At 39.0% G+C, this 25909-nt stretch carries 26 protein-coding genes; 12 read left to right on the forward strand and 14 right to left on the reverse strand.

Annotated elements, in window-relative coordinates:
• Positions 1-60 precede the first annotated feature (60 nt).
• Positions 61-1719, forward strand: a complete 1659-nt coding sequence (locus tag AC07WY_RS18880; RefSeq protein WP_419335530.1) for an acyl-CoA dehydrogenase family protein — start codon at positions 61-63, stop codon at positions 1717-1719.
• 213 nt (positions 1720-1932) lie between these two features.
• On the opposite strand, the gene AC07WY_RS18885 is transcribed toward AC07WY_RS18880, so the two are convergent.
• The gene (locus AC07WY_RS18885; RefSeq protein ID WP_004718119.1) at positions 1933-2127 is read right to left on the reverse strand and encodes a hypothetical protein; all 195 of its coding nucleotides are present in this window, start codon (positions 2125-2127) and stop codon (positions 1933-1935) included.
• 431 nt (positions 2128-2558) lie between these two features.
• Complete coding sequence (locus tag AC07WY_RS18890) at positions 2559-3584, reverse strand: OmpA family protein (RefSeq protein ID WP_494736918.1); 1026 nt, start codon at positions 3582-3584, stop codon at positions 2559-2561.
• 327 nt (positions 3585-3911) lie between these two features.
• Here AC07WY_RS18890 and AC07WY_RS18895 point away from each other — a divergent pair, with 327 nt between their 5' ends.
• Positions 3912-4100 (forward strand): DUF7230 family protein, encoded by a 189-nt coding sequence (locus tag AC07WY_RS18895; RefSeq protein WP_004718115.1) that lies wholly within the window; start codon positions 3912-3914, stop codon positions 4098-4100.
• A 31-nt stretch (positions 4101-4131) separates the two neighbouring features.
• Here the strand turns inward: AC07WY_RS18895 and ptsP are convergent, their stop codons facing one another.
• Together ptsP and AC07WY_RS18905 are read right to left on the reverse strand one after the other, a co-directional pair.
• Positions 4132-6426 carry a phosphoenolpyruvate--protein phosphotransferase gene (ptsP, locus tag AC07WY_RS18900; RefSeq protein ID WP_004718112.1) on the reverse strand — a complete coding sequence of 765 codons (2295 nt, stop codon included), beginning with the start codon at positions 6424-6426 and terminating at the stop codon, positions 4132-4134.
• A 77-nt stretch (positions 6427-6503) separates the two neighbouring features.
• A complete protein-coding gene (locus tag AC07WY_RS18905) occupies positions 6504-7007 on the reverse strand; it encodes an RNA pyrophosphohydrolase (protein ID WP_004718109.1) in 504 nt (167 codons plus the stop codon).
• A 184-nt stretch (positions 7008-7191) separates the two neighbouring features.
• Between AC07WY_RS18905 and AC07WY_RS18910 the strand changes: the two genes are divergently transcribed.
• Positions 7192-7842 (forward strand): HAD family hydrolase, encoded by a 651-nt coding sequence (locus tag AC07WY_RS18910; RefSeq protein ID WP_096732890.1) that lies wholly within the window; start codon positions 7192-7194, stop codon positions 7840-7842.
• Between the two features lie 178 nt (positions 7843-8020).
• Positions 8021-8263, forward strand: a complete 243-nt coding sequence (locus AC07WY_RS18915; protein ID WP_004718105.1) for a DUF2789 domain-containing protein — start codon at positions 8021-8023, stop codon at positions 8261-8263.
• A 118-nt stretch (positions 8264-8381) separates the two neighbouring features.
• Here AC07WY_RS18915 and AC07WY_RS18920 read toward each other — a convergent pair whose 3' ends face one another.
• Positions 8382-9239, reverse strand: a complete 858-nt coding sequence (locus tag AC07WY_RS18920) for a LysR family transcriptional regulator (protein WP_004718104.1) — start codon at positions 9237-9239, stop codon at positions 8382-8384.
• Between the two features lie 430 nt (positions 9240-9669).
• Here AC07WY_RS18920 and AC07WY_RS18925 point away from each other — a divergent pair, with 430 nt between their 5' ends.
• Positions 9670-10299, forward strand: a complete 630-nt coding sequence (locus AC07WY_RS18925; RefSeq protein ID WP_494736934.1) for a UCP032817 domain-containing protein — start codon at positions 9670-9672, stop codon at positions 10297-10299.
• Positions 10300-10328: 29 nt separating this feature from the next.
• Here AC07WY_RS18925 and AC07WY_RS18930 read toward each other — a convergent pair whose 3' ends face one another.
• A complete protein-coding gene (locus tag AC07WY_RS18930) occupies positions 10329-10577 on the reverse strand; it encodes a DUF2061 domain-containing protein (protein WP_171066891.1) in 249 nt (82 codons plus the stop codon).
• Positions 10578-11001: 424 nt separating this feature from the next.
• On the opposite strand from AC07WY_RS18930, the gene leuC reads away from it, so the two are divergent.
• From leuC to leuB, 4 genes are all read left to right on the forward strand, one after another.
• The gene (gene leuC, locus AC07WY_RS18935; RefSeq protein WP_004718099.1) at positions 11002-12450 is read left to right on the forward strand and encodes a 3-isopropylmalate dehydratase large subunit; all 1449 of its coding nucleotides are present in this window, start codon (positions 11002-11004) and stop codon (positions 12448-12450) included.
• 21 nt (positions 12451-12471) lie between these two features.
• On the forward strand, positions 12472-13122 hold the full coding sequence (gene leuD / locus AC07WY_RS18940; protein WP_004718096.1) for a 3-isopropylmalate dehydratase small subunit: 651 nt from the start codon (positions 12472-12474) through the stop codon (positions 13120-13122).
• Positions 13123-13227: 105 nt separating this feature from the next.
• On the forward strand, positions 13228-13797 hold the full coding sequence (locus AC07WY_RS18945; RefSeq protein WP_262084951.1) for a hypothetical protein: 570 nt from the start codon (positions 13228-13230) through the stop codon (positions 13795-13797).
• 42 nt (positions 13798-13839) lie between these two features.
• Positions 13840-14919, forward strand: a complete 1080-nt coding sequence (gene leuB, locus AC07WY_RS18950; RefSeq protein WP_004718091.1) for a 3-isopropylmalate dehydrogenase — start codon at positions 13840-13842, stop codon at positions 14917-14919.
• A 144-nt stretch (positions 14920-15063) separates the two neighbouring features.
• Here leuB and AC07WY_RS18955 read toward each other — a convergent pair whose 3' ends face one another.
• Together AC07WY_RS18955 and infA are read right to left on the reverse strand one after the other, a co-directional pair.
• Entirely contained in the window at positions 15064-15465 is a 402-nt protein-coding gene (locus AC07WY_RS18955) for a hypothetical protein (protein ID WP_262084952.1), read from the reverse strand.
• A 360-nt stretch (positions 15466-15825) separates the two neighbouring features.
• A complete protein-coding gene (infA, locus tag AC07WY_RS18960) occupies positions 15826-16047 on the reverse strand; it encodes a translation initiation factor IF-1 (RefSeq protein ID WP_004718087.1) in 222 nt (73 codons plus the stop codon).
• 228 nt (positions 16048-16275) lie between these two features.
• On the opposite strand from infA, the gene AC07WY_RS18965 reads away from it, so the two are divergent.
• Positions 16276-17286, forward strand: coding sequence for an AraC family transcriptional regulator (locus AC07WY_RS18965; RefSeq protein ID WP_004818793.1), 1011 nt, complete (start codon positions 16276-16278; stop codon positions 17284-17286).
• An 87-nt stretch (positions 17287-17373) separates the two neighbouring features.
• Here AC07WY_RS18965 and truA read toward each other — a convergent pair whose 3' ends face one another.
• The 5 genes from truA to asd form a co-directional block, all read right to left on the reverse strand.
• The gene (gene truA / locus AC07WY_RS18970; protein WP_004718082.1) at positions 17374-18171 is read right to left on the reverse strand and encodes a tRNA pseudouridine(38-40) synthase TruA; all 798 of its coding nucleotides are present in this window, start codon (positions 18169-18171) and stop codon (positions 17374-17376) included.
• An 8-nt stretch (positions 18172-18179) separates the two neighbouring features.
• Positions 18180-19154 carry an asparaginase domain-containing protein gene (locus AC07WY_RS18975; RefSeq protein WP_262084954.1) on the reverse strand — a complete coding sequence of 325 codons (975 nt, stop codon included), beginning with the start codon at positions 19152-19154 and terminating at the stop codon, positions 18180-18182.
• 48 nt (positions 19155-19202) lie between these two features.
• The gene (gene fimV / locus AC07WY_RS18980; RefSeq protein WP_262084956.1) at positions 19203-20501 is read right to left on the reverse strand and encodes a T4P machinery localization factor FimV; all 1299 of its coding nucleotides are present in this window, start codon (positions 20499-20501) and stop codon (positions 19203-19205) included.
• Positions 20502-20547: 46 nt separating this feature from the next.
• Entirely contained in the window at positions 20548-22053 is a 1506-nt protein-coding gene (locus AC07WY_RS18985) for a FimV/HubP-related protein (RefSeq protein WP_494736919.1), read from the reverse strand.
• A gap of 162 nt (positions 22054-22215) precedes the next feature.
• Positions 22216-23334, reverse strand: a complete 1119-nt coding sequence (gene asd, locus AC07WY_RS18990) for an aspartate-semialdehyde dehydrogenase (protein WP_004718072.1) — start codon at positions 23332-23334, stop codon at positions 22216-22218.
• A gap of 185 nt (positions 23335-23519) precedes the next feature.
• On the opposite strand from asd, the gene AC07WY_RS18995 reads away from it, so the two are divergent.
• The gene (locus tag AC07WY_RS18995; protein ID WP_419335541.1) at positions 23520-24638 is read left to right on the forward strand and encodes an endonuclease/exonuclease/phosphatase family protein; all 1119 of its coding nucleotides are present in this window, start codon (positions 23520-23522) and stop codon (positions 24636-24638) included.
• 331 nt (positions 24639-24969) lie between these two features.
• Entirely contained in the window at positions 24970-25287 is a 318-nt protein-coding gene (locus tag AC07WY_RS19000) for a hypothetical protein (RefSeq protein ID WP_209828099.1), read from the forward strand.
• Positions 25288-25325: 38 nt separating this feature from the next.
• Here the strand turns inward: AC07WY_RS19000 and AC07WY_RS19005 are convergent, their stop codons facing one another.
• Entirely contained in the window at positions 25326-25889 is a 564-nt protein-coding gene (locus tag AC07WY_RS19005; RefSeq protein WP_419335543.1) for a PM1805 family lipoprotein, read from the reverse strand.
• Between the last annotated feature and the right edge of the window lie 20 nt (positions 25890-25909).

Raw genomic sequence — 25909 nt, forward strand, 5'->3', positions numbered from 1 at the left:
TGAAGGTATTTTCTTCTATACTGAATGCAATTGGTTAAAACAACAAGACAGGAATTCAGGATGAACACAGCAGAGAATTGGCAAACACATGAAATCAGCAATCAGTTTGACGAACTGCAAAATTATAATTTATTGACTACAGATCAAGTCTTACAAGAAATTTTGCAACGTTATGGCAGTCAGGATCAGCAACGCCTAACTGAACTCTCACAGATTGCGGGTTCTACTGAATATTATGAATATGCCGATTTGGCCAATCGACATACTCCTGAATTACATAGTTTTGATGCTCGTGGTCGCCGTAAAGATTTTCTAGAATTTCATCCTGCATGGCATAAATGGATGCGGCTAAATCGACAATTTGACACACACGCACATCCATTTAATCATCCACAATCAAGTTCAAAATGGGTCGATTGGGCGGCTCGATTTTTCCTGAGTGGACAAGTTGAGTGTGGCAATCTATGCCCTAATTCTATGACGTTAGGTAGTATTCCCTTAATTCAAAATGAACCAGAATTGTGGGCAAAAGTCGGTGAAAAGCTCTTATCGACGGAATACGATGAACGTGACATTCCGATTTCTCAGAAAAAATCAATTTGGTTAGGTATGGGGATGACGGAAAAGCAGGGCGGGTCAGATGTGCGCGCCAATGAAACACGGGCTGTTCCTGTAGCTGAGTCAGGACGTGGGCAAGCATATTTACTGACAGGACATAAATGGTTCTTTTCCGCACCAATGTGTGATGCACATTTAGTCGTGGCAAAAACTGAACAAGATGGATTGGCCTGCTTTTTTGTACCACGTTGGCTAGAAGATGGGACAAAAAATCCGGTTCAAGTACAACGACTCAAAGATAAAGTAGGTAATCGCAGTAATTCAAGCTCAGAAGTTGAATTTAAAAATGCTTGGGGCATTATGATAGGTGAAGCTGGGCGCGGGATTCCCACGATTATTGAAATGGCAAACTATACACGTTTGACCTGTTCAGTCGGTTCAAGTGCGATGTTACGTCAGGCTTTGGTGCAATGTATAGCCTATACCCGTCAGCGTAAGGCCTTTGGTAAACATTTGGCGGAACAACCGTTGATGCAAGCAGTATTGGCGGATTTAGCCTTGGAAACAGAAGCAGCCATGCAATTGAGTTTTCATCTTGCGCATTGCTATGAGAGTGATGATGAATTATCTCTGGCATGGAGACGAATCATGACACCAGCAGCAAAGTTCTGGGTGTGTAAGCGTGCTGTAGAGTTGACGGGTGAGATGATGGAAGTCTTCGGTGGCAATGGATATGTCGATACAGGAATCATGGCTCGTATTTTTAAAGAAGCCCCTGTAAATACTATTTGGGAAGGTTCTGGTAATGTGATGTGTTTGGATGTATTACGTGCAATCCAACGTGACCGTGAATCAATTGAAGTCTTATTTAAATCATTTGCACAAGTTGCAGCTCAAGATTCAATTTTACAAGATGAATTACAAGCTTTATTTAAATTATTTAGTGGCTTACAAGCAGATGAATTGCAATTTATGGCACGTAGCTTAGTCAGTCGTTTGGTCATCTTGGCACAAGCTATCTTACTGAAACAACATGCACCAGATTTTGTTGCGGATGCTTTTATTGCAACACGTTATAGTGCGTTTTATGGACGCGTGGTCGGAATGTTAGATGCACAAACTGTGGATGTAAAACGTTTGTTAGATAGAGCTTTAGCTTAACCCCTTCGAAAACGCAAAAAGCGGCATTATGTAAATAATGCCGCTTTTTTTAAGCCACTTTTATCAAAGTTCAAGCTTGGGATGTGTAATCGAAATTACTTTTGTTTTTTAAGCTTTTTTTTGAGCTTTTTCAATTTACCTTCGTGTTTGGAGATTTTTTCCAAACGTGCTTTGATTTTCTGTTTTAAAGATTTAACTTGCTTAGACATCATGTTACTCCTTAGTTTGAGTATCCGTTGGCTGATGTTTTTTGATAAAACTACGGATAAATTTTCTTAACTCACGTGCTGCACTGGTATCCATCGTTTCACAGAGTTGTAAAAACTGGTCACGCTCAGCACTGTTAATGCGAATTAAGAGTTGCCCATCTTTTTTATTCACCTTTGTCTTTTTGGGTAATTCAGCCATGACGTATTTATCCCCAAAGGTGATAATCAAAAAAAATGTATATACAATATATATGCATTTTTTGATTTCGGCAAATTTATATTGTTGAAAATATTTAATATTTTTGTTTTTTATTGAAAGCTGCTGTAATTGAGCTTTTATTTCTGTAAATAAGTTGTTGTTATCGCAGTTTTTATCTTTTGATAAAAATTTGTTTGTGAGCGGAAGAATCAACAGTAGATTACAAGCGAATGCTTTTATTAAAACACCTTATAGTGTGTTTTATGGACGAGTGGCTGGAATGTTAGATGTGCAAGCTGTAGATGTAAAACGATTGCTAGATAGAGTTTTACTGAGTACATCGTGTATGTAGTGAGTGAGCTATTTTTAAAAGAAAACCCATTTATTTATAATAGGTTTTCTTTGTTCATTGAACTCAGCATTTCACAGAATTAATTAGATTTAATCAGCTCAACTCTACGATTTAAAGCTTTACCGTCTTCAGTTGAATTATCCGCAATAGGGTGTGTATCTCCCAAGCCTTTGGCTGTTAAACGGCTTTGTTGAATCCCAGTATTATTGGTTAAAGCCTTAACAACAGCATTTGCACGTTGTTCTGAAAGCGTTTGATTATGTTTGGTATCACCTGAATTATCTGTATGACCATTAATACTCAATTTGAGTTCAGGGTTGTTTTTTAGCAGTTGAATGACTTGTTCAATTTGGGGTTGAGAGTCAGGCAAAATATTCGCTTGATCCGTGGCAAAGTTAACCTCAATATTGACTTTATTGTCCTTATCCAAAGCTGTTTTGAGTTGGTTTGAACTTAATGCTTTTGCAGTAATTTCAACAGGTTTAGTTTCTGCGACAAGTAGGCCAGCATGTCCATTCCCTGTCTGTGTCAATTGAAACCAAATATTTTTATTCGCTTGGCGTATCACAAAGGTCTGTGTCGGGTTATTAAAAACATCTCCCAATCCTGCAACATAATCGACTTGGAATTTTTGTGGGATCTTTTCTAATTCTTGTTGAGGAATTTTACTCTGGGTAATTTGTTTGCCACCCAATTGCTGGATTACATTTTCCAAATTACGTTGCAATTCTAAAAAACTTCCTTCTTTATAATTTTCATTTTGTTGAATGGCTGCACTATATAATTGACCTTCAACATTTTCGATATGTTGACCTGTCCAAAATGGTATTTTCTCAAAATTTACGCTTGTTGCTTCGTGAAACTGATAGCCATTTGGCAAAGAAATATATGGAAACTGACTGAGTGTAATATTTGAAATTGGAATCTTGGAGAGATCAAAAGTGTTCTCTGTAGATTCAGTTTTCACAGTTTCAGATGGCACAGAACTCGCACTTGATTCAGTTGTTATGACTTCCGCTTTCTCAGGTTTACTACATGCGATTAAACCAAGTGTAGGGATAACCAACAATAGTAGAAAACTCGATAATTTCTTTTGATTGAACACATGATCCTCCAGTTCTAACTCATTACCCTATATTTTATTGAGTATATTTATATTCAAATTTCTTTTAATACTATAGATAACAATACTCATGAATTACATGAAGTTTTCAATCTGATTTGTAAAATTTTAATTAAATTAAAGATGACCTTCTGATGATTAAAATCAATTTGAGATAAATCTGCAAATTTGCCTTGATGTAATAGGTAAAAAGAGTGCACTAGGAAATTGTCACAAACTTGATCAATACAAATACTTGTATTCTACACAAAAAAGCGTAATATCAGATTCCCACTGATCAAGTGGTATACAACAAAATAGGTAAAGAAAATGGCAAAGAAAAAAGCAATGCCAGAGGTTGTGATTCACAACTTTGTGGCTAAACACATGCATGAAGTCAACAAAAGCCAAGTGTTTGTAGATCGTAAAAAGAATGCAAAACGTGGTTATGATAAACACAAAAAAGGTCGATATTCTGATGATTATCGGCCTTTTTTGTGGACTGCAATTTTTGCTTAAATAATTATAAAAATCTAATAAAAATAAACAATTAAATATTGACTAGACGATTCGATTTCACCATATCAGCCAGACCATGATGCTTAAAGTAATACTCCATCCAGCTCTTGACCATGAGTGGGTTATTCATCGCAATCACTTCTTCTAATAGCTTTTGTGCATCTGTCATTGATACATGACAAATCGCTTTACGCACACGCAGAATATTACTTGAACTCATCGACAAGGTATTGAATCCCATTGCCATAAGTAAGATAGCTGAGAGTGGGTCGCCTGCCATTTCTCCACAAATACTGATCGGTTTTTCATACTTATGACATTCTTGAACCAAACGCGTTAAAGCACGAAGTACAGAAGGGTGGAAATGTGAATAAACACTGGATACACGTGGATTATTACGATCAACTGCCAATAAATATTGAATCAAGTCATTTGAACCGACTGAGAAGAAATCGACCAATTCAGCAAATTCACCAATTTGTAAAAGTACACTCGGTACTTCAACCATAATCCCGATTTTCGGTTTGGCGAAGTTAACTTGCTCTTCTTCTTGAACCGCAATCCAGTCACGTTCCAGTAAGTAAAGTGCTTCTTCTACTTCACTGACACTGGTGACCATTGGCAATAAAATATGTAGATTGTTTAAGCCGATACTGGCTTTTAACATTGCTCGGATTTGTGAGGAAAAGATTTCAGGGTGATCGAGAGTAAAACGAATGCCACGCCACCCCAACGCTGAGTTTTCTTCTTCAATTTGGAAATATGGCAGGTCTTTATCCGCACCAATATCAAGTGTACGCATCACCACAGGTTTGTTGGCAAAGTGACTAAGCTGTTGACGATAAATCGCACGTTGTTCTTCTTCGCCTGGGAAGCGTTCACGCAGCATAAATGGAATTTCAGAACGATAAAGCCCTACACCTTTTGCACCACGTTGAACCCCACGTACCACATCAATCATCAGACCAGTATTTACATACAGCTTTACAGCAACGCCATCAGGTGTAATGGCATCTTTGGTTTCATATTGCTTTAAATCTTTGGCAATTTGTTCTTCTTCTTTTTGGATCTCTTTATAACGTGTACGTAAACGACGTGGTGGATTGACAAAAACCCGACCTTGATAAGCATCGACAATCATTTCAACGTCATCAAGGGTATTTACCGGCAGCTCAGTAACACCCACCACAGTTGGAATACCGAGTGCACGGGCGACAATTACCATGTGGGAGTTGGCAGCCCCTTCAGAGGTTACAATCGCGGCGATTTTATCTACAGGAAGCTCAACCAAAGCAGCTGTACTGATCTCATCTCCAATTAAAATACTTTCAGAGGTGATCTCTTTATGGCTGGTATCGCCTTCTTGTAATGCTGCGAGGATCCGGCGTCCCAAGTCTTTTAAATCAGATACACGTTCACGTAAATAGTCATCTTCCATTTGTGCAAAAAGTGCAACATGGCGTTCAATCACATTTTTAACTGCACCTTGCGCCCAGCTTCCATCTCGAATAATTTCTTTAATTTCAGCAGGTAGGGCATTTTCATCCAACATACGTAAGAACACGCTAAATAAAGCACGCTCCTCCGCCATGAGCGAATCTTGCATTTTGTCATCAAGCGATTGAATTTCATTGCGTACAGAAGCAATGGCTTGATCTAAAAGCTTAAGTTCTTCACTAATATCATCCGCATCACGGTCTGGAACTGAAGCTAAATCTGCCGGAGGGTAAAGGATGATGGCACGGCCAAGTGCAATACCGCCTGCACCAGATGAACCTTGGAAGGTCTTGTAGTTAGATGAATTGCTGGGTTTACGGAAAACATCAATATTGCCCACTGCATGTGCATGAGCAATTACCCCAGAGAGTTGCGCACATAAGGTCACCAGAAATGATTCTGCTGCCTCGCTAAAATCTTGAGGTTCGGTGTTCTGAACCACCATCACGCCCATCACTTTGCGGCGATACATGACTGGAACACCAAGGAACGAGTTATAGATCTCTTCCCCTGTCTCGGGGAAGTAGGCAAACCGTTCATGTTTAAACGCATTGTCTAGGTTGACAATCTCTTCACGTTGCCCCACTAAACCAACTAAACCCTCGCCAAGTTGTAAGGAAACTGTCCCCACAGATTCTTGGTTTAAGCCTTTAGTTGCCATGAGTACATAACGTTGGTTACGTTCATCTAAAAGGTAAATAGAGCAAACATCAACATGCATGGCTTCGGAAACTTGATTGACCATGATTTCCAAAGAATCATGCAAACTGACTGACGCATTGATCTCTTGTACAATACGTCTTAATGTGTCCAGTTGCATGTTCGACATGGATGTATGCTCCTAATTTAAGCTATGTTTTAAAGCGACTTCATCAGTATTATTTATAACAGTACTACCTTGAAAAATCATTCATATTTTGAAGAAATTTCAGCTGTATATTGCGGCATTCGCATACATAACTCCATCATCGCTTTACGATAAACATCTCGTTTAAAATTCACCACTTGTCCAAGCGGATACCAGTAACTAACCCATTGCCATTGATCAAACTCCGGCGGGTCAGAGAGATTCAACTGAATATGTTTCGTTGAAGCTGTGAGTTTCAGTAAAAACCATTTTTGCTTTTGTCCAATACAAATCGGATCGGAATCCGAGCGAATGTATCGAAGCGGCAAACGATAATGCAACCAGTCATCTGTCTGGGCAATAATTTGGACATGTTCGGGTAGGAGCCCAACTTCTTCTCGTAGTTCTCTAAATAGAGCTTGCTCAGGAGTCTCTCCAAACTGGATACCTCCTTGAGGAAATTGCCAAGCATTGTGTCCAATGCGTTTTGCCCATAAAACTTGTCCAATATCGTTTGCCAAAATGATCCCGACGTTGGGTCGGAAACCTTCTGAGTCGATCATTTGGCTACCTAAAATTTGTTAATTTCATTTGACTTTATATATGGGGACATACACTCTTTTGTCCAACTCGATAAAGTCAAAGTAATAATGTTTTAAAATTGCTATGATCTTAACGAATTTCTATCGACTAGCGGTGATAGATTTACAATTTTTTTCTTAAATTTCAGTTTAAACGAGTATTTTCATGGAATTGGCGCTGTTTGACTTAGATCACACCTTATTAAATACAGATTCTGACCATTCTTGGGGAGAGTTCTTAGTCAATGAAGGCTTGGTCGATCCAGTCCGACATCGTGCGATGAATGATCAGTTTTATGAAGACTACAAAGCAGGCAAGCTTGATCCAATTGCTTATAATGAATTTGTCTTTGAGTTTCTTACTCAACACGATAATGATTATTTAACTGAATTACATCAGTTGTTTATGCAAAAAGTGATTCGTCCACAAATGCGTCCAGCTGGTTTTGCCGCGATTCAAAAACATAAAGATTTAGGCCATGCGTTGGTTGGTATTACGGCAACTTCAGATTTTATTACAGCACCTATTTTCCGTGAATTTGGTATCAGCGAAATTATTGCGACCAATGCTGAAATAAAAGATGGCAAGTACACAGGGAAAGTGACCAATATTCCATGTTACCAAAAAGGTAAATTGGCACGTTTGGATCAATGGCTCGATGGTCGTACTGTCACTGAATCATGGGCTTATTCAGATTCGATTAATGATCGTTTTTTATTGGAATATGCTGACCATGCGATTGCAGTAAATCCTGATGATCGTCTTGAGCATCTGGCAAAAGAACAGGGTTGGGATATCCAGGATTGGTCGATTTGAGCTGGGCCGATTATTGTGATTTAAAGCAGTGTTGATCACTGCTTTTTTATGGCTTGATTGTTTTGTCAAGAATGAGAAGTTTTGTAAATATTTTTATAAATGAAGATTTTGTACTTCATTTATAGTGTAAAAATGCTATGTTGATTTGAGCACTTTTAAAACTGACGGAGATTATATAATGAGCCAGACACGTCCAAGAATGACCAATTTATTTGAACAACTCGGCTTGGATTCTAGCGAAGAAGCAATTCAAAGTTTTATTGAAAATCACCAGTTGGATGCAGATACTCTAATTACAGACGCATCTTATTGGAGTGAGGGACAACGTCAGTTTCTTGCTGAAAAAATTAAATCTGATGGTGAATGGGCATTAGTGGTTGATCAGTTAAATGAGTCTCTACATGAAGACTCAGTAAAGTAAAAAATTGTGCAATGAAGACTTTATAAGGGAATGAAGGGAAAGATAAGTACGACCATCCCTGTGTAATATGTAAATCCCTTATCTTGAGTAACAAGATAAGGGATTTTTATTGCAGAGATTATTTCATCATCTCAATCAATTCCTGCACAGCTCTAGACTGGGTCCGTCCAGGATGCCAAACCATCCCCAATTGGCGGTTCATTTCAAAACGAATATCAAGTTGTTGTAAGTCTTGATTTAACAAGGTTTTAGGTAGAACAGACCAGCCTAAACCAATGGAAACCAACATCCGAATAGATTCAAGCGGATTATTGCTCATGGTAATTTTTGGCTTTAAACCTTTCTTTTCAAATTCTGCCAAGGTGATTTGACTGGTATAAGTCTGTGCTGCTGGTAATAAGCTTGGGTATTCGATCAGATCTTCAAGCTTAAGGTTCTTTTTTTGTGCCAAAGGATGAAAAGGTGCAACCACGAATACCAAAGGATCATTCCAAATCGTGATATAACGCAAACGCTCATCACCTTGTGGCGGAAGGGTTAAAAATGCCAGTTCTAAATCCCCAGCAAGCACTTGTTCATGCGCTTGTTCAGAGTCCACAAAATGTACATCTAGTTTGACTTCAGGAAAGTGCTGTACATATTTTTTTAAATGCTGTGGTAAATGGTGCAGGCCAATATGGTGACTGGTGCCAATCTTGAGTTTTCCTCGAACTTCACCTTGCTCATGACTCAGGGTATGGTGAATATCTCCCAATTCATTTAACCAGTTTTTTACTTTAGGTAATAATGAATGCGCTGCATGTGTGGCTTGAACACCACGACCTGCAGACTCAAAAAGTTTGACGCCGAAATATTCTTCTAAGCTATGTATGCGCTTGGTGACAGCTGGCTGAGTAATAAACAGATGTTCTGCTGCCATAGAAATCGAACCAGTTTCCATAACTTTGACAAAGGCTTCAAAAGCAGCGAGATTCATAATATTTCCATCCATAAAGAATTTTTATGCGTAATTCATTATTTAGAAAATTTAAGAATTAATCAAAGTAATTTTCAAATTTTTTTATTTTTAGCAAAGTGATTGGTTCTATTCGTGCTTTGGAAAAATTTTAATACAACTTTTTACTGTACAATTTAAGCAAAGCTCATTTATATTCAGCGCATAAAAACAACAAAAGGAAAGCTATTTGAATCAACCAACAAACACCACCATTCACTATTTTCAACAACATACTAGAAATACCTTCTCTAAAACTTGGCTTCGATTTTTTACCACGATACTGATATTTTCTGCTCTAGGCTTAATCTTTGTATATTTTTTCAATATCTATTTCCCCAGCATTATCATCGCTATTCTCAGCATAATTTGGTTGAAGCTTCGGTTAAATCGCCTAAGAAAAATACAAGAGTTGGAGAATTTTAAATTTCCAAATCGTATTTGGCTTGCTTTTAAACAAAGACACCCAAACATTCGACAATCTTCTTATCCATTGATTGAAGAAGGTTTTAAAGACTATTTAGCAATTCATTTGTGGCGTAGGGGAGCTTATGCAATGCCTTCACACTCAGTGGATGCGCTATGGCATATATTGATTGAAGAATTTGATGACTTTTATCAGTCCATGAGCCAACGTTTTTTAGGCTATGAACTGATTCATAAACCGCATGATTTACAAGTAACAGAATCACAGCGAGCTGCTCAAAGACAGCAATTGCTCAATACTTGGCATGGGGCATGTGCTTTACATGGATTGAATCCACAAAACACGCAGGTCTTAGCTCGAATTTTTCAGGTTGATGCCCATGTTCGATGGGAGCGGGGTTTAATTTTTAGCTTACCGTTTATGATGACAATGTATAGCCAAATGATGAGTTCAACTTCAGATTTTCCACAGGCTTCTGCAACATCGTCATGTTCTTCTAGCTCATGTTCAGGATCAAGTTCATCCTGTGATTCGAGCCATTCACATAGTACAAGTTCTGATTCATCTTCCTCTTGTAGTAGTTGTAGCAGCTGTGGAGGAGGCGGTGGTGATTAGCAGCTCCAACCACAGAAAATACATATGATTTAGATTTTAATTTCAGTGCTTTGTGCTGCCTTTTGGTCTCGTTTATTCCAAGCCTTTTCATGGAAAAAGAATGCAAATGCTTGTACAGTCGGTTCAAGTAAACTTAATGTCACAGCCATCCAAAAATTACCAGTCACTGCATAAGCAACCAGCATTGCTACTGTGATATGCATGATGTAATAGCTTAAGGTTTTTTTGAAAACACGTTGATTGCTTTGTAGGAAATTTTGGATACTCGCCATGAGAATCACCACTTATTAATTCAATAGTTAAATAATAATCATTATCAATTGTAATGTAAAAAGGTTTTTTTGATTAATGTTGATTGGATAAAGCGATATTTTATTCTTTATACATTGCATCGTGATTGTTGATATAGGAAGTATTGAGTTCTTTTTAAATCATGGATTTGCTTAATTTATGGTTTAGGACATACATTTATTTGTCTAAGCTCTATTTTTTTATTGATGATTAAGCCAAGTGCTTTTAAAGTCATTGAAAATATATCATTGATTTAAATACTTTATAAAGGTGATTTTAGGAGCATTTATTTGGATAGAATTAATTCCAAAAAGTTTTTAAATTAATAAAAATGATAAATTAGATTTATGTAAAAACGTGGTTATAATTGAGTGAATGAAAGAATTACCCAGTCCAGTGGAGCATTTCGACATGGCAGGCGAAAACCAAAAAGCAAAAACAGAATCAGTAAAAACTTTGTATGACAAATTGTGGGATGACCATCTTGTAACACAACGTGATGATGGCTCAGCATTACTTTATATCGACCGTCATTTATTGCATGAAGTGACTTCTCCACAAGCATTCGAAGGCTTACAACTTGCTGGACGTAAACCTTGGCGTTTAAGTGCTAACGTTGCAACACCTGACCATAATGTTCCTACATCAACCAAAGAGCGTTCAGAAGGGATTGCTGGGATTGAAGATGATACTTCTCGTATCCAAGTTCAGACCTTAGACGATAACTGTAAAACCTTTAATGTAGTGCAGTTTGACATTAATGATGTCCGTCAAGGTATTGCACATGTCGTTGGACCAGAACAAGGTTTAACTTTACCGGGTATGACGGTGGTATGTGGTGACTCACATACAGCGACACATGGTGCATTCGGTTGTTTGGCACACGGGATTGGAACATCAGAAGTTGAACATGTATTGGCAACACAATGCTTAGTACAGAAGAAAATGAAAAACATGTTGGTGCGTGTTGACGGAACATTAGGTCAAGGTGTTACCCCAAAAGACGTGGTTTTGGCAATTATTGGTAAAATCGGAACGGCTGGCGGTACTGGGCATGCAATTGAATTTGGTGGTCAGGTATTCCGTGATATGTCGATTGAAGGGCGTATGACTGTGTGCAATATGGCAATCGAAGGCGGTGCGCGTGTTGGTATGGTTGCTGTCGATGACAAAACGATTGAATATGTTAAAGATCGTCCTTATGCACCAACAGGTCAACAGTGGGATGCGGCAGTCGCGTATTGGAATACTTTACATTCTGATGAAAATGCACATTTTGATACGATCGTGGTTTTAAATGGTGAAGAAATTGAACCACAAGTGTCTTGGGGGACTTCTCCTGAGATGGTGATTCCTGTATCTCAAGCCGTTCCAACTTTGGAACAGGCCAAAGATGATGTACAGCGTAATGACTGGACCCGTGCGTATCAATATATGGGTTTAAATGCAGGTCAGGCATTGGCTGATATTCAATTAGACCGCGTATTCATTGGTTCTTGCACCAACTCACGTATTGAAGATATTCGTGCTGCTGCAGAAGTGGCAAAAGGTAAAAAAGTAGCGTCTAGTATTAAACAGGCAATGGTTGTTCCAGGCTCTGGTTTAGTGAAACAACAAGCGGAAGCGGAAGGTTTAGATAAAATCTTGATCGAAGCTGGTTTTGAGTGGCGTGAGCCAGGTTGTTCAATGTGTTTGGCGATGAATGCTGATAAGTTACAACCCGGTGAACATTGTGCATCGACTTCAAATCGTAACTTTGAAGGCCGTCAGGGCAATGGTGGACGTACTCACCTTGTCAGTCCAGCAATGGCAGCTGCGGCAGCAATTGCAGGTCACTTTGTTGATGTACGTTCATTCTAATCAGGCTTAAGGAGCAAAGAGATGAAAGCTTATACCGTTGAACAGGGTATTGTTGCACCCTTAGACCGTGCCAATGTAGATACCGACTTAATCATTCCAAAACAGTTTTTAAAATCAATTAAACGCACCGGTTTTGGTGATAACTTATTTGATGAATTACGTTATTTAGATGAAGGTTATCCGGGGCAGGATAATTCTAAACGTCCGAAGAATCCTGATTTTATTTTGAATCAGCCACGTTACCAAGCGGCATCTGTGCTTATTTCTCGTGCCAATTTTGGTTGCGGTTCGAGTCGTGAACATGCGCCTTGGGCATTGGAAGAGTATGGTTTTCGTACTGTGATTGCACCAAGCTACGCAGACATCTTTTTCAATAACAGTTTTAAAAATGGCATGTTGCCAGTGATTTTGCCTGAATCTGTTGTGGATCAATTGTTTAAAGAATGTGCTGCTCAGGAAGGCTATCAATTAACTATTGATTTAGAAGCTCAAGAAGTCCGTACACCAAGTGGTGAAGCTTTTAAATTTGAGGTCGATCCATTTCGTAAACACTGTTTATTGAATGGCTTGGATGATATTGGTTTGACTTTACAGGCTGCGGATGAAATTCGTGCTTATGAAGAAAAAACCAAACAATCACGTCCTTGGGTATTTGCTGAAATTCAAGGTTAATTTTCAGCGAACATTTTACACATAGCGTGAATGCCCAACTCTTGCTAACATGCGAGTATAACAAAATGAATGTTGACTCAGTGAAGTGAGGGTTGGGGTTGAGCAATGACTAAGTTTTTGAGTTGCAGTGTTTTAATCGGTTTAACAAGCTTTATGCTTAGTGCGTGTCAATCCACTCAAATGGTTGATTTAATGCGTATCAAGCAAGCTGAAAATAAACATATCAGCCAAAATTCGGTTTCTGTCTATTGTTCAGGTGCAGAGCATTGTGAATTTGCGCGCTTAAATGATGTGATTATCATGGATGAACGTGCACAACGTGCCAATCGTAGCGCCATTCAAAAGGGTTATCTCAAATTAACGGGTGAGCCTTTAGATCAAAATGGTGTTTATTTAACGATTCCACCTCAGCAATATGAGATGGTGATTCGATTCTATCCAATCACTAAACAACATGCTGAAGTTTTCCATGTTATTCATGATTTTAAAGCAAATCAAAAATACACATTTAAGATGTATCGCTTAAGGTCACAGGGTTCAGGAAGTTTACTGAATGTTTCTTCACCGACACCGCTATGTGTCGATATGATTCAAGAAAAACGGACAATTCGCCGTTTTTGTCGCCCGCATAATGCGGTGACTGGCGTGAGCGAATTTGTTGAACAGAAGATTTAATCTCACATCAGTATAGATACTGAAAAATAAATGGAACTACAAATGTCTAAACAAATTTTGATTTTGGCAGGTGATGGTATCGGTCCTGAGATCGTTGCTGCTGCTGAAAAAGTACTGACACGTGTCAATGATAAATTTAATTTAGGTTTAACATGGGAACAAGGTTTGTTAGGGGGTGCAGCAATTGATGCACATGGCGAACCTTACCCAGCAGTGACAGCGGAACAAGCGAAAAAAGCAGATGCAATCTTACTGGGTGCTGTAGGCGGTCCAAAATGGGATAATATTGAACGTTCAATTCGTCCAGAACGTGGCTTATTGAAAATTCGTAGTGAATTAAATCTATTTGCTAACTTACGCCCTGCAATCCTTTATCCGCAATTGGCGGATGCATCTAGTCTTAAACCAGAGATAGTTTCGGGGTTAGATATCCTTATTGTTCGTGAACTGACGGGTGGCATCTACTTTGGTCAACCACGCGGTATTCGTGAACTCGAAAATGGTGAGAAGCAAGGTTATAACACCGACGTTTATTCAGAGTCTGAAATTAAACGTATCGCAAAAGTTGCTTTTGAAATGGCAAACTTACGCGGCGGTAAAGTTTGTTCAGTGGATAAAGCCAACGTGCTTGAAGTGACTGAGCTTTGGAAGCAGACAGTGACTGCACTTAAAGAACAACAATATCCAAATATTCAACTTTCACATATGTACGTCGATAATGCAGCAATGCAATTGGTTCGTGCGCCAAAACAGTTTGATGTGATTGTGACGGGGAACTTGTTTGGTGACATTCTTTCCGATGAAGCAGCAATGCTAACTGGCTCTATTGGTATGCTTCCATCTGCTTCTTTAGATGAGAATGGCAAAGGTATGTATGAACCTTGTCATGGTTCTGCTCCTGACATTGCTGGCCAAAACGTTGCTAATCCACTTGCAACCATTCTTTCTGTGGCAATGATGCTACGCTACACCTTCCGTGAAGAAGTGGCTGCAAAAGCCATTGAGGATGCTGTAGGGCAAGTTTTAGACCAAGGCTTGCGTACTGGCGATATTATGTCTGATGGTATGCGTAAAGTTGGTACGGCTGAAATGGGCGAGGCTGTCGTTGCAGCGATTGCATAAGCACTTGTTTTAGATACTTACTCATAAAAAACACAGCTTAAGCTGTGTTTTTTATTGTTAAATTTTGACTTCTGATAAGTTTTGATAAAAGTCTATCCATATTCTCGCCATTATACCGATGGGTATTAGATTCGCTTTAAACAGCTAACAGGCTCGACCTAAATACTCGATAGATTCAGCAACACCATCTTTTAATTGAAAAGTGACTTTACAATTAAAATTAATATCATAGCTTGGCGTGCCCATCGTATCATAACGAATCACTGGCATACCCATTGCATTAGGGCCTACAGTCGCATTGCCTCCTGCCATTGGGATATTGATTGGTCTAAGGATGGTATAGCTTAAGGTGCTATTACTGGTTTGGACTTTATCGCTTACCTGATATCCCATTGCCTTAAAATTTAAATTGCTTTGAATTTCAGCACTGGTTTTACCAATGAATTGCTGTAAATATTGATCTAAATTTGCAGGTCGGGTGTTTAAGCTTTTACATCCAACAAGTGCAATAGATGCCAATAAAAACATACATACATGTATTTTCATAAGCTTCACCTGATCCATAGTTAACTTAATTTAGAAATGATCTCTACTTAGTATAATAAATATACACGCATATGTATCTAGATCTTTTGCTGGGCAAACCAAGTGGTATAGATTTTACTAAAAAAGCATCAAACAGACTGGACTGGTGAAGCTGTGAAAAGATCAGTTGTATTAAAATTTAGAACAAATTAGTGCTATCAACTTTGAAGTAAATGGATTACAAATGATAAATAGGTATAGGAAACAGATTTTAATGTGTCAGATGTATAGTTGCCAGACGATAAAAGATCGTAAGCAGGAGGGTAAATCTTGTGGATAATGAAAAAGCCACCTAAAAGTGGCTTTTGCTTACACTAAAACTTAGCGTGCACGATATGTAATACGACCTTTTGTTAAGTCATATGGTGTCATTTCAACTTTTACATTATCGCCTGTTAAAATACGAATATAGTGTTTACGCATTTTACCAGAAATGTGAGCAATCACTTCGTGACCGTTTTCTAAACGCACACGGAACATAGTATTAGGAAGCGTTTCGGTGACAACGCCTTCGAACTCGATAAGTTCCTCTTTATTGGCCATAGCCTACCTGATGATCAAATTGGAAAGGCGCAAATTATAGGCAATTTTTTGCAGAAAGACAAGAATATTCGGCATTACAAGGCGGTAGATGACTTGAAAATAAGCGAACATATTGTTAAACAATTTCTACAAAAAAAAGCGGATAAATATTGTCAGTTTGGTCAATCGACTGTAATCTAAATTAAATGTTTTAAGTATAAATGAATAACATACAAGGAAGGGCACTGCGTGAGTCAGCTAACTGATGCTTCGGTTGTTTTACGATTAGGCTATCAAGCGATCCGTCGTGCAGGATTGCCGACAGAAGAAATATTATCAAAGGCTGGGGTAGCATTGGGTCAGGTTGACCAAAATGCTCGAACACCGTTGAATGCACAATTTGCATTTTGGGTCGCTGCGGAGGAAGTCAGTAATGATCCAGATATTGGTTTACACCTCGGAGAGCACTTGCCACTGTATCGTGGGCAAGTAATCGAACACCTGTTTATTTCAAGTGAAAACTTTGGCGAAGGCTTAAAGCGTGCCTTGGCTTATCAACGTTTAATTAGCGATGCATTTCATGCCAAACTGATCATTGATGACGATGGACGTTGTTATTTAACCAATGGCGAACAACCTTGGGGGGAGAACATCGTTAATCGTCATTTTTCAGAATGTGCTATTTCAGGGATTTTACGCTTCTTTAAATTTATCACTGAAGGACGTTTTGAACCGATTTACATCGATTTTAATTTTACCAATGGCGCTTCTGATGGTGAGTATTATCGTGTTTATGGTTGTCCTGTCAGTTTAGGTCAAAAAGAGACGCGTCTTTATTTTGATCCATCAATTTTAGAATATCCATTGTGGCAAGCGGAGCCTGAGTTATTGCAATTGCATGAACAACTTGCAATTGAAAAACTACAAGAGCTTGCACGTTATGATTTAGTGGGTGAAGTACGCCGCGCGATAGGCTCAACCTTGGAAAGTGGTGAAACAACCCTTGAAACTGTTGCTGCACAACTCAGCATTACCCCACGTCGTTTACGTACACAGCTTTCGGAAGCCAACACCAGCTTTCAGCAAATTCTTTCAGATTATCGTTGTCGCTTAGCCAAGAAATTATTGGCCAATACCACTGAAAGTGTTGAACGTATTGTTTATTTAACTGGATTCTCTGAGCCAAGTACTTTTTACCGCGCATTTAAACGCTGGACCAATGAAACGCCTGTGGAATATAGAAAGCGTAAACAGCGTTAATTCGTATGTTTGCGGGAAATGAACTGAACAGTTTTAATATAAAAAATCCTTCTATTGAGAAGGATTTTTTATATGTAGCCGCAAAAATTATTCAGGCATATTTAACCAATGTGGCCCTAACGGTGGTTGAGGCAATTCAAATTGTTCTGGGTAATCTGCATGAATAAAATAAAGTCCATCTGGTGGCGCGGTGATTCCTGCCGCTTTACGATCTTGTGCCGCAAAAATTTCATCAATATGATCCACTTCATATAGACCTTGGCCAATCTCAAGTAAGCAGCCCATGATATTACGTACCATGTGGTGTAAGAAGCCATCTGCCTGAATATCGAGAACTAGATAGTTGCCATGGCGAATTAAGCGGCAATGTTTGACATGACGTACAGGTTGATTGGACTGACATGCCGCAGCACGAAAGCTTTCAAAATTATGCGTACCTTGAAATTTTTGCGCCGCTTCAATCATCTTATCCACATCGAGTGGATAATAGGCATGTGTCACTTGTTTATGTAACAGGGCTGGGCGATTTGCCGATTGATAGACCACATAACGATAACGACGTGCCTTTGCCTTAAAGCGTGCATGGAAATCGTTATCCATTTCTTTAATCCATTGGATTGAAATGTCTTTGGGCAATTGACTATTTGAACCCATTAACCAGCCACGTATAGGGCGAATCGCATTGGTGTCGAAGTGGGCCACCATATTGGTCGCATGGACACCCGCGTCAGTACGACCTGCACCATGTAAAATAATGGGCTCGTCGGCAATTTTACTGAGCACCTTTTCCATGGTTTCCTGAATACTACGTACGCCAGGCTGTTGAGTTTGCCAACCTTTATATCGCATGCCACAAAACTCAATACCAATTGCAAAACGTTGCATAAATACCTCTATTCAGGATGATCATACCAATGGTCATGCCATTGTTCCGAAGAGGGGTATTGTAAATAAATTTTAACAATTTTGGCATAAAGATCTGCTTGGCTCAGTGCATCACTGACTAAAATTTTTGAATCTTTGATCCATTGGCTAATCGCATAGCGTTGATCCATGCCACCTAGAGGCACTTGAGTCGATAAAATGATTTGGCAGCCATTTTCCTGCAAGCTTTTAATTTTTTGGATAATGCCCGCATTTATGGCTAAATTACCTACCCCATAAGCTTGAATAATCAGGAAATGCGGAGCATGTTTGGAGAAAATTTCCAGATTATGTTCAAACTGTAATATTTCAGTCGGCACCATCATCCAATTGATGATATTGAGCGATTTGGCTTTTTCAATATGTGAAAGTTGTACCTGAATGACGGAATGATCTACCGCTATTTGTTGTTCGGCTTTGAGTCCTTTAAACGCATCTAAAGCAGTGCTATGAGCTTTTAATGTGGTTCTTGCATGAATCACTTGATGGTAGAAAGCCAAATACACGCCTAAAGGAAGTCGAGTAACGGCATCCAGTGCGGTATTTAAATTATCCAGCGCATCGGTGAATTCTCGAGTATTGTCCCCTTGAATATTGAGCAGTGGATATTGGCTTCCAGTAAGGACGACATGACAGGACTCAGCTAAAAAGCGTGATAAGGTCGCCGCAGCATAACTGAGCGTATCTGTACCATGAATAATGACAAAGTGCTGGAAATTTTGGAGTTGTAGGCTTTGTATTTGTTGAATCAGCATAAGCCAGTCAATTGCCGTGCATGCACTACTGTCTTTAATACTGGGCGCCTTAAAGCACTCAATTTTAAACTGAGGTGCTAAGACTTTTTTGAGTTGGGGAATAAACTCAGCATCAGGCATCGGCGCTAAAGGCTCGCCAATACAGCCAAAAGTTCCACCCATGTAAATTAAAGCAATTTTTTTGTTCATAATAAAAAAGCAGCCATTCATGACTGCTTTATCTTAAGACGAATAGATTTAAGAAGCTATTTGATTGAGTAAATTTTGTGATTGTTGGCGTTGTTCAGCGGTATACGCTACTTCATTTTGTGAGAGTAGCTCACGAACGGAAGCGTATGCACCCAAATTTAGATATTGTTGAGCAAGGTCTAAATTTAATTGAACTTCATTCACTTGAGCCAGCTCAGGGAATGAATGGAGTAATGGGTCGTTTACATCTATGGCCAGACTGGTTTCAGCTTCACTAGGCGTTTCAAGGTTAAGTGTTGCTGTGCTATGCACTTGCTCAACTGTTTCAGGTTTTGGATCTAAATCAAAACTAAAAGTAGGCTGTGTTTCTGGTTCAGTAGGTGTGAGTTTAAATTCAAAATCACGTACTGGTGTATTTTCTTCAGTAGCTACTGGCGTAATCGGTTCAGCAAAATCAAGTTTGAATTCTGGTGCGATTTCAACTTCTGCTGCTTTTTCAACTGGAGCTGCTGTAGGTTCATTTGCTGTAAACGTGAACTCTAACGGTTTGACAGTTTCAGTTTTAATTTCTGGGGCAGGAGGAACTACTTCAAAAGAAAGCTCAGGTGTTGCTGTTGGTGTTTTTTCAGGTGCAGGATCTAGATTAAATTCTAAAGGCTGAACAGGTTGTTGCGGTGTCTCAACTTTCTGTTCAACAAGCGTTGAATGATCGAATTCTAGCGCATCGACTTGTGCCAGATTTTGCGTTTCGGTTTTAGATACAGCGGGTTGTGAAATTGTTTCTGTATTTTCAATCAAGGCATCAAAGGCAGCTGTATTTTTGCTTTCTGGCACGACAGGGCTTGATGGCTCAAAAGCAATCGATTCAACTGGCTGATCAGCTTGATTGGCTTTTCGTCGTTCTTCGGCTTGAATGACGATTTCGTCTAAGCCCAATGAACGAATATGATTAATCAACTGATTCACTGCAAATTCATCTTTTTGTGCCAGATGCACATCTAAAAGATAAAGATAAAGTTCATGTTGAGCATTGTCTTGGTTTAAAACTTGATTGATTTTTGCTTCAGCAGAGAAATAGTTTTTCTCAGCAATCAGCTTTTCAATATTACTTTTTAATTCAGGGCTTAATGGTTTTGTTGCTTGTTTAACAATAACTTCATCTTCAACAACAGTGGTCTGTTGTTTTTTTGAGGTACGCGCAGTGCGTGCAACATTTTTCTTTGACGTCTTTTTATTGTTACTTTTTTTGTTATTGGTACTGGCGCTCTCTTTATTGGCATCCTCTCGTTTTTTGAGCACGATCGCCACGACCAAGAGTAGAACAAATGGAATCACATACAACAACATTTTATTTCCCCTTCATTGAGCACAATGAATCAATATTTTGAATATCCTAACTATTTGGTTTTTTTGCATTCTGCTGTTGTAATTGCTGTTGCAATTGAGCGAGCTGAGCATTTAATAATTGAATTCGCTGATTCTTTTGTTGTAAACCTGCTGCAAGTTGGTTCACATTCTTCTGTAATTTAACCGTTTTTTCACGAGAAGTCATAACTTTTGTAGATAATTCAGTAGTGGTCTGATTCAACTGTGTATTTTGCTTTCCTTGACTCTGAGCAGCGGGTTGTTCATTGTCTGCGACTAAACTCATTTCTGCTTGATCTAAACGATATTTGGCAGAACCCGATTGCTTTTTGGCAATTTCAGGTGTAGCCGTTGCAACTTTATTTTTGCTTTGTGGTATTTGACGATAGCTGGCTGCAAGATTGAGTGCAGCACCACGACGAATACGGTTTACATCACCTTGAATAAACGCATTGGCATTATTTGCTTTAATTTGTCGCATCACTTCTGGAACGCTTTGATTGGTTTCTGCTGCAATACGAGATGCAATTTTCCACAGTGACTCATTGGCCTGAACAATATGCTTAGGTTGTTTATCTAATGCTTTATTGGCTTTTTCCTGTTTAAGCGCTTTTTGTGACTCCGCTTTCGATTTCGCTACGCGAGGCTCATTCGATTTTGCTTGCTTGGTCTCAGCTTTGGAATCTTTTGGCTTTTGTGATTCTGCTTTTTGCTCGTCTAATTTAGCGGGTGGGGTCTGAGCTTTTGTAGATTGCACAGGTGCTTTTTCGGTTGGTGGCTGAGGCACTTGTTGTACAGTTACCGCCATTGTTTGTGGGGTATTCTGAGCACTGCTTTGATGATTGCTTTGAAGAGAGTTCGGAGTATTGGTTGTAGCCGCAGGCGGTGTTTTTGTCGCAACTGTGGTTGGTTTTTGTTCTGTTTTGAGAGCTGGTGGTGCAATCACATTAATTGCTAAAGTACCAGCTGAATCCGTTGTCGTCGTTGCTTTGGTTGCCATAGCTGGTGGAGTTACGACTTCTGGCGTTGTCACGTGGTATTGCGTGCTGGTTGGTAAATTTAATGCAATATCTTTTTCGCTGACGATGATTTGAGGTGTCAGAGGCTTTTCTTTGACTAAAGCATTGCTCATTGGAGCAGGAACGTTACTACGCCCACGGGTCAATGGGGCTTTGACTTGCTGAATATGGGTCGCACTCCCTTCTTTGACTTTTAATAATATATTTAATTCAGACTCAACAATCGGACGAGAAGAGGTAATCACAATCACCCCAGTGCCATCTCCTGAACGACGAGTATAAAAATTTAAATGTCCAGGTGCTTGCGTGGAAATACCAATATTTTGAATATCATCTGCATCAGCTAATCCGACTTCTATTTTTTCATTTGGATTTGCATTACTAAACTTCATTTCAGCATAAAGCAGATCACCAGCCCCTGATTGAACTTGGATCGGGTCTATTGTAATCGCACTCACCGCTTGCGACGTCATGATGGCTAAAATGGCAATTTTTAATTTGTTATATACAGTCATCTCTATCCATTGCTCTGACAAAGTTCAAGGCATCCCCATAATACAATATTTAGCTGTAGTCTATATGTAAAATATTAACATTAGAGTTACATAAATATAGTTACATAAAAAAGCCGATCAAGATAGATCGGCTTTTTCATTGTTTATGAGTTTTTTGTGACTTTAAGCATTTTTATAGTCGATTAAGATACGTAACATACGACGTAAAGGCTCAGCAGCACCCCAAAGTAATTGGTCACCTACAGTGAATGCGCCTAAATACTCTTTACCCATATTTAATTTACGTAAACGACCTACTGGCACAGATAGAGTTCCTGTTACAGCGACTGGAGTAAGATCCGTCATTGATGCATCACGTGTATTTGGAACCACTTTTGCCCATTGGTTAGACTGACGAATCATGTCTTCAATCTCATCAAGCGGAACATCTTTTTTCAATTTCAATGTTAATGCTTGAGAGTGACAACGCATTGCACCAATACGTACACAGTGACCATCAATTGGAACAATCTGAGCATTCCCTAAGATCTTGTTGGTTTCAACTTGACCTTTCCACTCTTCTTTAGATTGACCGCTTTCAAGTTGCTTATCAATATAAGGGATCAACGAACCCGCTAAAGGCACACCGAAGTTTGCTTTCGGGAAACCTTCGCCACGTTGTAATTCGGCAATTCGGCTGTCGATGTCTAAAATCGCAGAACGTGGATCATCTAACAAATCTTGAGTATTGTTATATAAATACCCCATCCCTGTGATCAGCTCACGCATGTTTTGCGCGCCAGCACCCGAAGCGGCTTGATACGTCATCGCCGTCATCCATTCCACCAAATTGTGTTGGAACAGTGAACCCATGCCCATCAACATCAAAGAAACCGTACAGTTACCGCCAACAAATGTTTTAATACCATTGACCAAACCGTCTTTGATAACATTTAAGTTGACTGGGTCGAGTACGATGATTGCTTCATCATCCATACGTAATGTAGAAGCTGCATCGATCCAATAGCCTTTCCAACCTTCAGCTTTTAGCTGAGGAAAGACTTCTGATGTATAGTCGCCACCTTGACAGGTAATAATGACATCCATTTGCTTCAGACTGGTAATGTCCGTCGCTTCCATAAGTGCTGGAGCAGTTTTACCACCAAAAGCAGGCGATTCACCACCTGCGTTACTGGTAGAGAAATAGAATGGCTCAAAATGAGCAAAATCATTCTCTTCAACCATACGTTGCATAAGGACAGAACCAACCATCCCGCGCCAACCGACCAGACCTACTTTCATGTCACTTTGCCTCGGTGCGTTAAAAAATAAAAGGGGGTTTGAGTGTATCAAAAGAGTGTGTAACTGCAATAGCATACACAATGAAAACACAACTATATTGTGCAATATATCTTGTTTATGATACATGCAAAATTGATATTAATTTATGAATCATTCAAAAATTAAGAATATAAGAGTGACAAAATATGATCTGGATAGAAGTACTTGCGTTGATCGTGATTTGGCTAAGTTTCTGGTCACTGATTCCCCGTGATGAATGGTGGTTTAGAGGTGCTGATTTTCCACGCTTGCAGATATTATTTGTTGGTTTGATTGCCTTGGTCTTGATGTTGTTTTGGACAGCGCCGTGGGACTTGGCTCGTGAAGTGATTTTATTTTTATTGATAGCTGCCTTAGCTTTTCAATTAAAGATGGTTTTGCCTTATACCTTCATTTGGAAGAAACAAGTCAAACAGGTGAGCAAAGATCAGCTTAATCCTGATCAGCAAATTTCAGTGATTGTGTCGAATGTGCTGACACCGAATGATCAATATCACTTATTGCTTGAGCAAATTGAACAGCACCAGCCAGATATTGTTTTGACACTTGAAACTGATCAAACTTGGCAAAATGAATTGGCTCAAATTGAAAAAGATTATCCTTATCGTGTGGCTATACCTTTAGACAATCTCTATGGGATGCATTTGTATAGCAAACTCAAGTTGGTTGATACAGAGGTTAAATTTATTCTCAGTGATGAAATTCCGTCTATTCATACCACGGTGATTTTACTATCTGGGCAAGCGGTGCAACTGTATTGTTTACATCCCAAACCACCAAGCCCAACAGAAGCCAAAGACTCGACTTTACGTGATGCTGAATTGCTTATTGTGGGGGATCAGATCAAAGACTTGGATGAAAGTTGTATTGTTATGGGGGATTTAAACGATGTTGCTTGGTCACGCACAACACGTTTATTTCAGCGTATTAGTGGTTTGCTTGATCCACGTGTGGGGCGCAGATATATCAACACCTTCCATGCCGATTATAAATTTTTAAGATGGTCTTTGGATCATTTATTTCACAGTACAGATTTTGCTTTAGTACATATGCAACGACTGCCTCATGTGGGTTCAGATCATTTTCCGATTTATGTGGTATTACAAACAGGGCGTATTTTTGAGCAAACTCAAGAAGAGTTAGAGCAAACCGATGCAGATGAAAGGGAAGCGCAAGAGGCAATTCAGGAAGGGATTGAAAAAGCAGAGAAAGAGGAGAAGTTGGTGACTGATGAAATTGCGCAAAGTTATAAAGCTGGAACCTGATTGTCTGACAATAAAATTAAAAAATGGCTGATTTTTGTAAGCAATTACTTACATGGATTTAGGCCCTAAGCGGATAGCATGCAAAGCATATTCGTTTTAATCTTTACTTATCGACACAGGGAATGAGAACGGAAAATCTCACTAAGGAAGACGAAGTCGATGGAGCAATCATCAAGGATTTGATGTTGGAATGGATAACCAAGAAAATAAGAATAAGATGTGAAAGCACAACCTCATGAACCCGAGTTTTGCAGGATGCAGAACTCGGGTTATGCTTTATTTATGGTATATAATTTAGAATAGACAAGATTGAAAATAAAAAAGAGTGGCTATGTTTCTCGCAAAAGTTCAAGAGTTTGCTTCAAGTCTTAAACATTTTACTGGTTTAAGTAGTGATGCTTTATTTATCTATGCAGGTTTAATCATCTATTTTATTGTTGCTGCAATTCATAAAAGACAACTTAAATCAAATCTTGCGATTATCGCCACAGTGGTACTTGCCTTTGTAATAGAAATCTTTAATGCACGCGCAGATATTTTTGGTAGAGGTTATTGGCGTATTTGGGAAAGTATCCATAGCATAGTCAATATGATTTTTTGGCCTTATGTGATTTGGGCGATGGCACGTTTTCGGGTATGGAAAGGTTAGGTCTTTCTACTTAACCTGCTTATGATCCAGATTGTTTTTTATTTTCCATAATGTTGATTTAAGGCGTCCATTTCAGCAGAAATTTTTTGTTGAAGTGCCATTGAACGTTTACCAAGTTGCTTAAATTCATCACTAGGTGCATTTGCATTAAAATCTGAGGCTGTTGAAAGCGTATACATTTTTTGACTGGTGATTAAATTATCAATCATCTGTGTGCGTAGACTTTGTACTTCACTACTTTTTAAATTTAATGCCATGATTTGTTGTTGAGTTGTCGCTTGTATATCATTGGCTTTGAGTAAAATCTGCTGGCGTTTTTCAGGTTGGGGTGCAGCTGATTGAAGCTCTGCTCTTAATTGAAGTGCTTGAGTATTTGCTTGATTGACGATCTGATTAAGTTGAGCCAAGTCTGTTGTAATCTCTGTTGCATTGGCTGTACTCAGTTCAGTCGCTTTGCTTTTCCAATTGCCCCCAGTTGTTGCACTAGGCGTAGTTTCTGAGGTTTTGTTTTGGGCGATATCTACTTTTTGCTCTGAACATGCGGTAAACATCAAACTGAAACTGATCAAACATGAAAAAAGAACTTTATTGGTGATATTCATTGTTTTATTTTCCTTAAATT

The sequence above is a fragment of the Acinetobacter sp. GW821-FHT01C12 genome, from assembly GCF_059422625.1.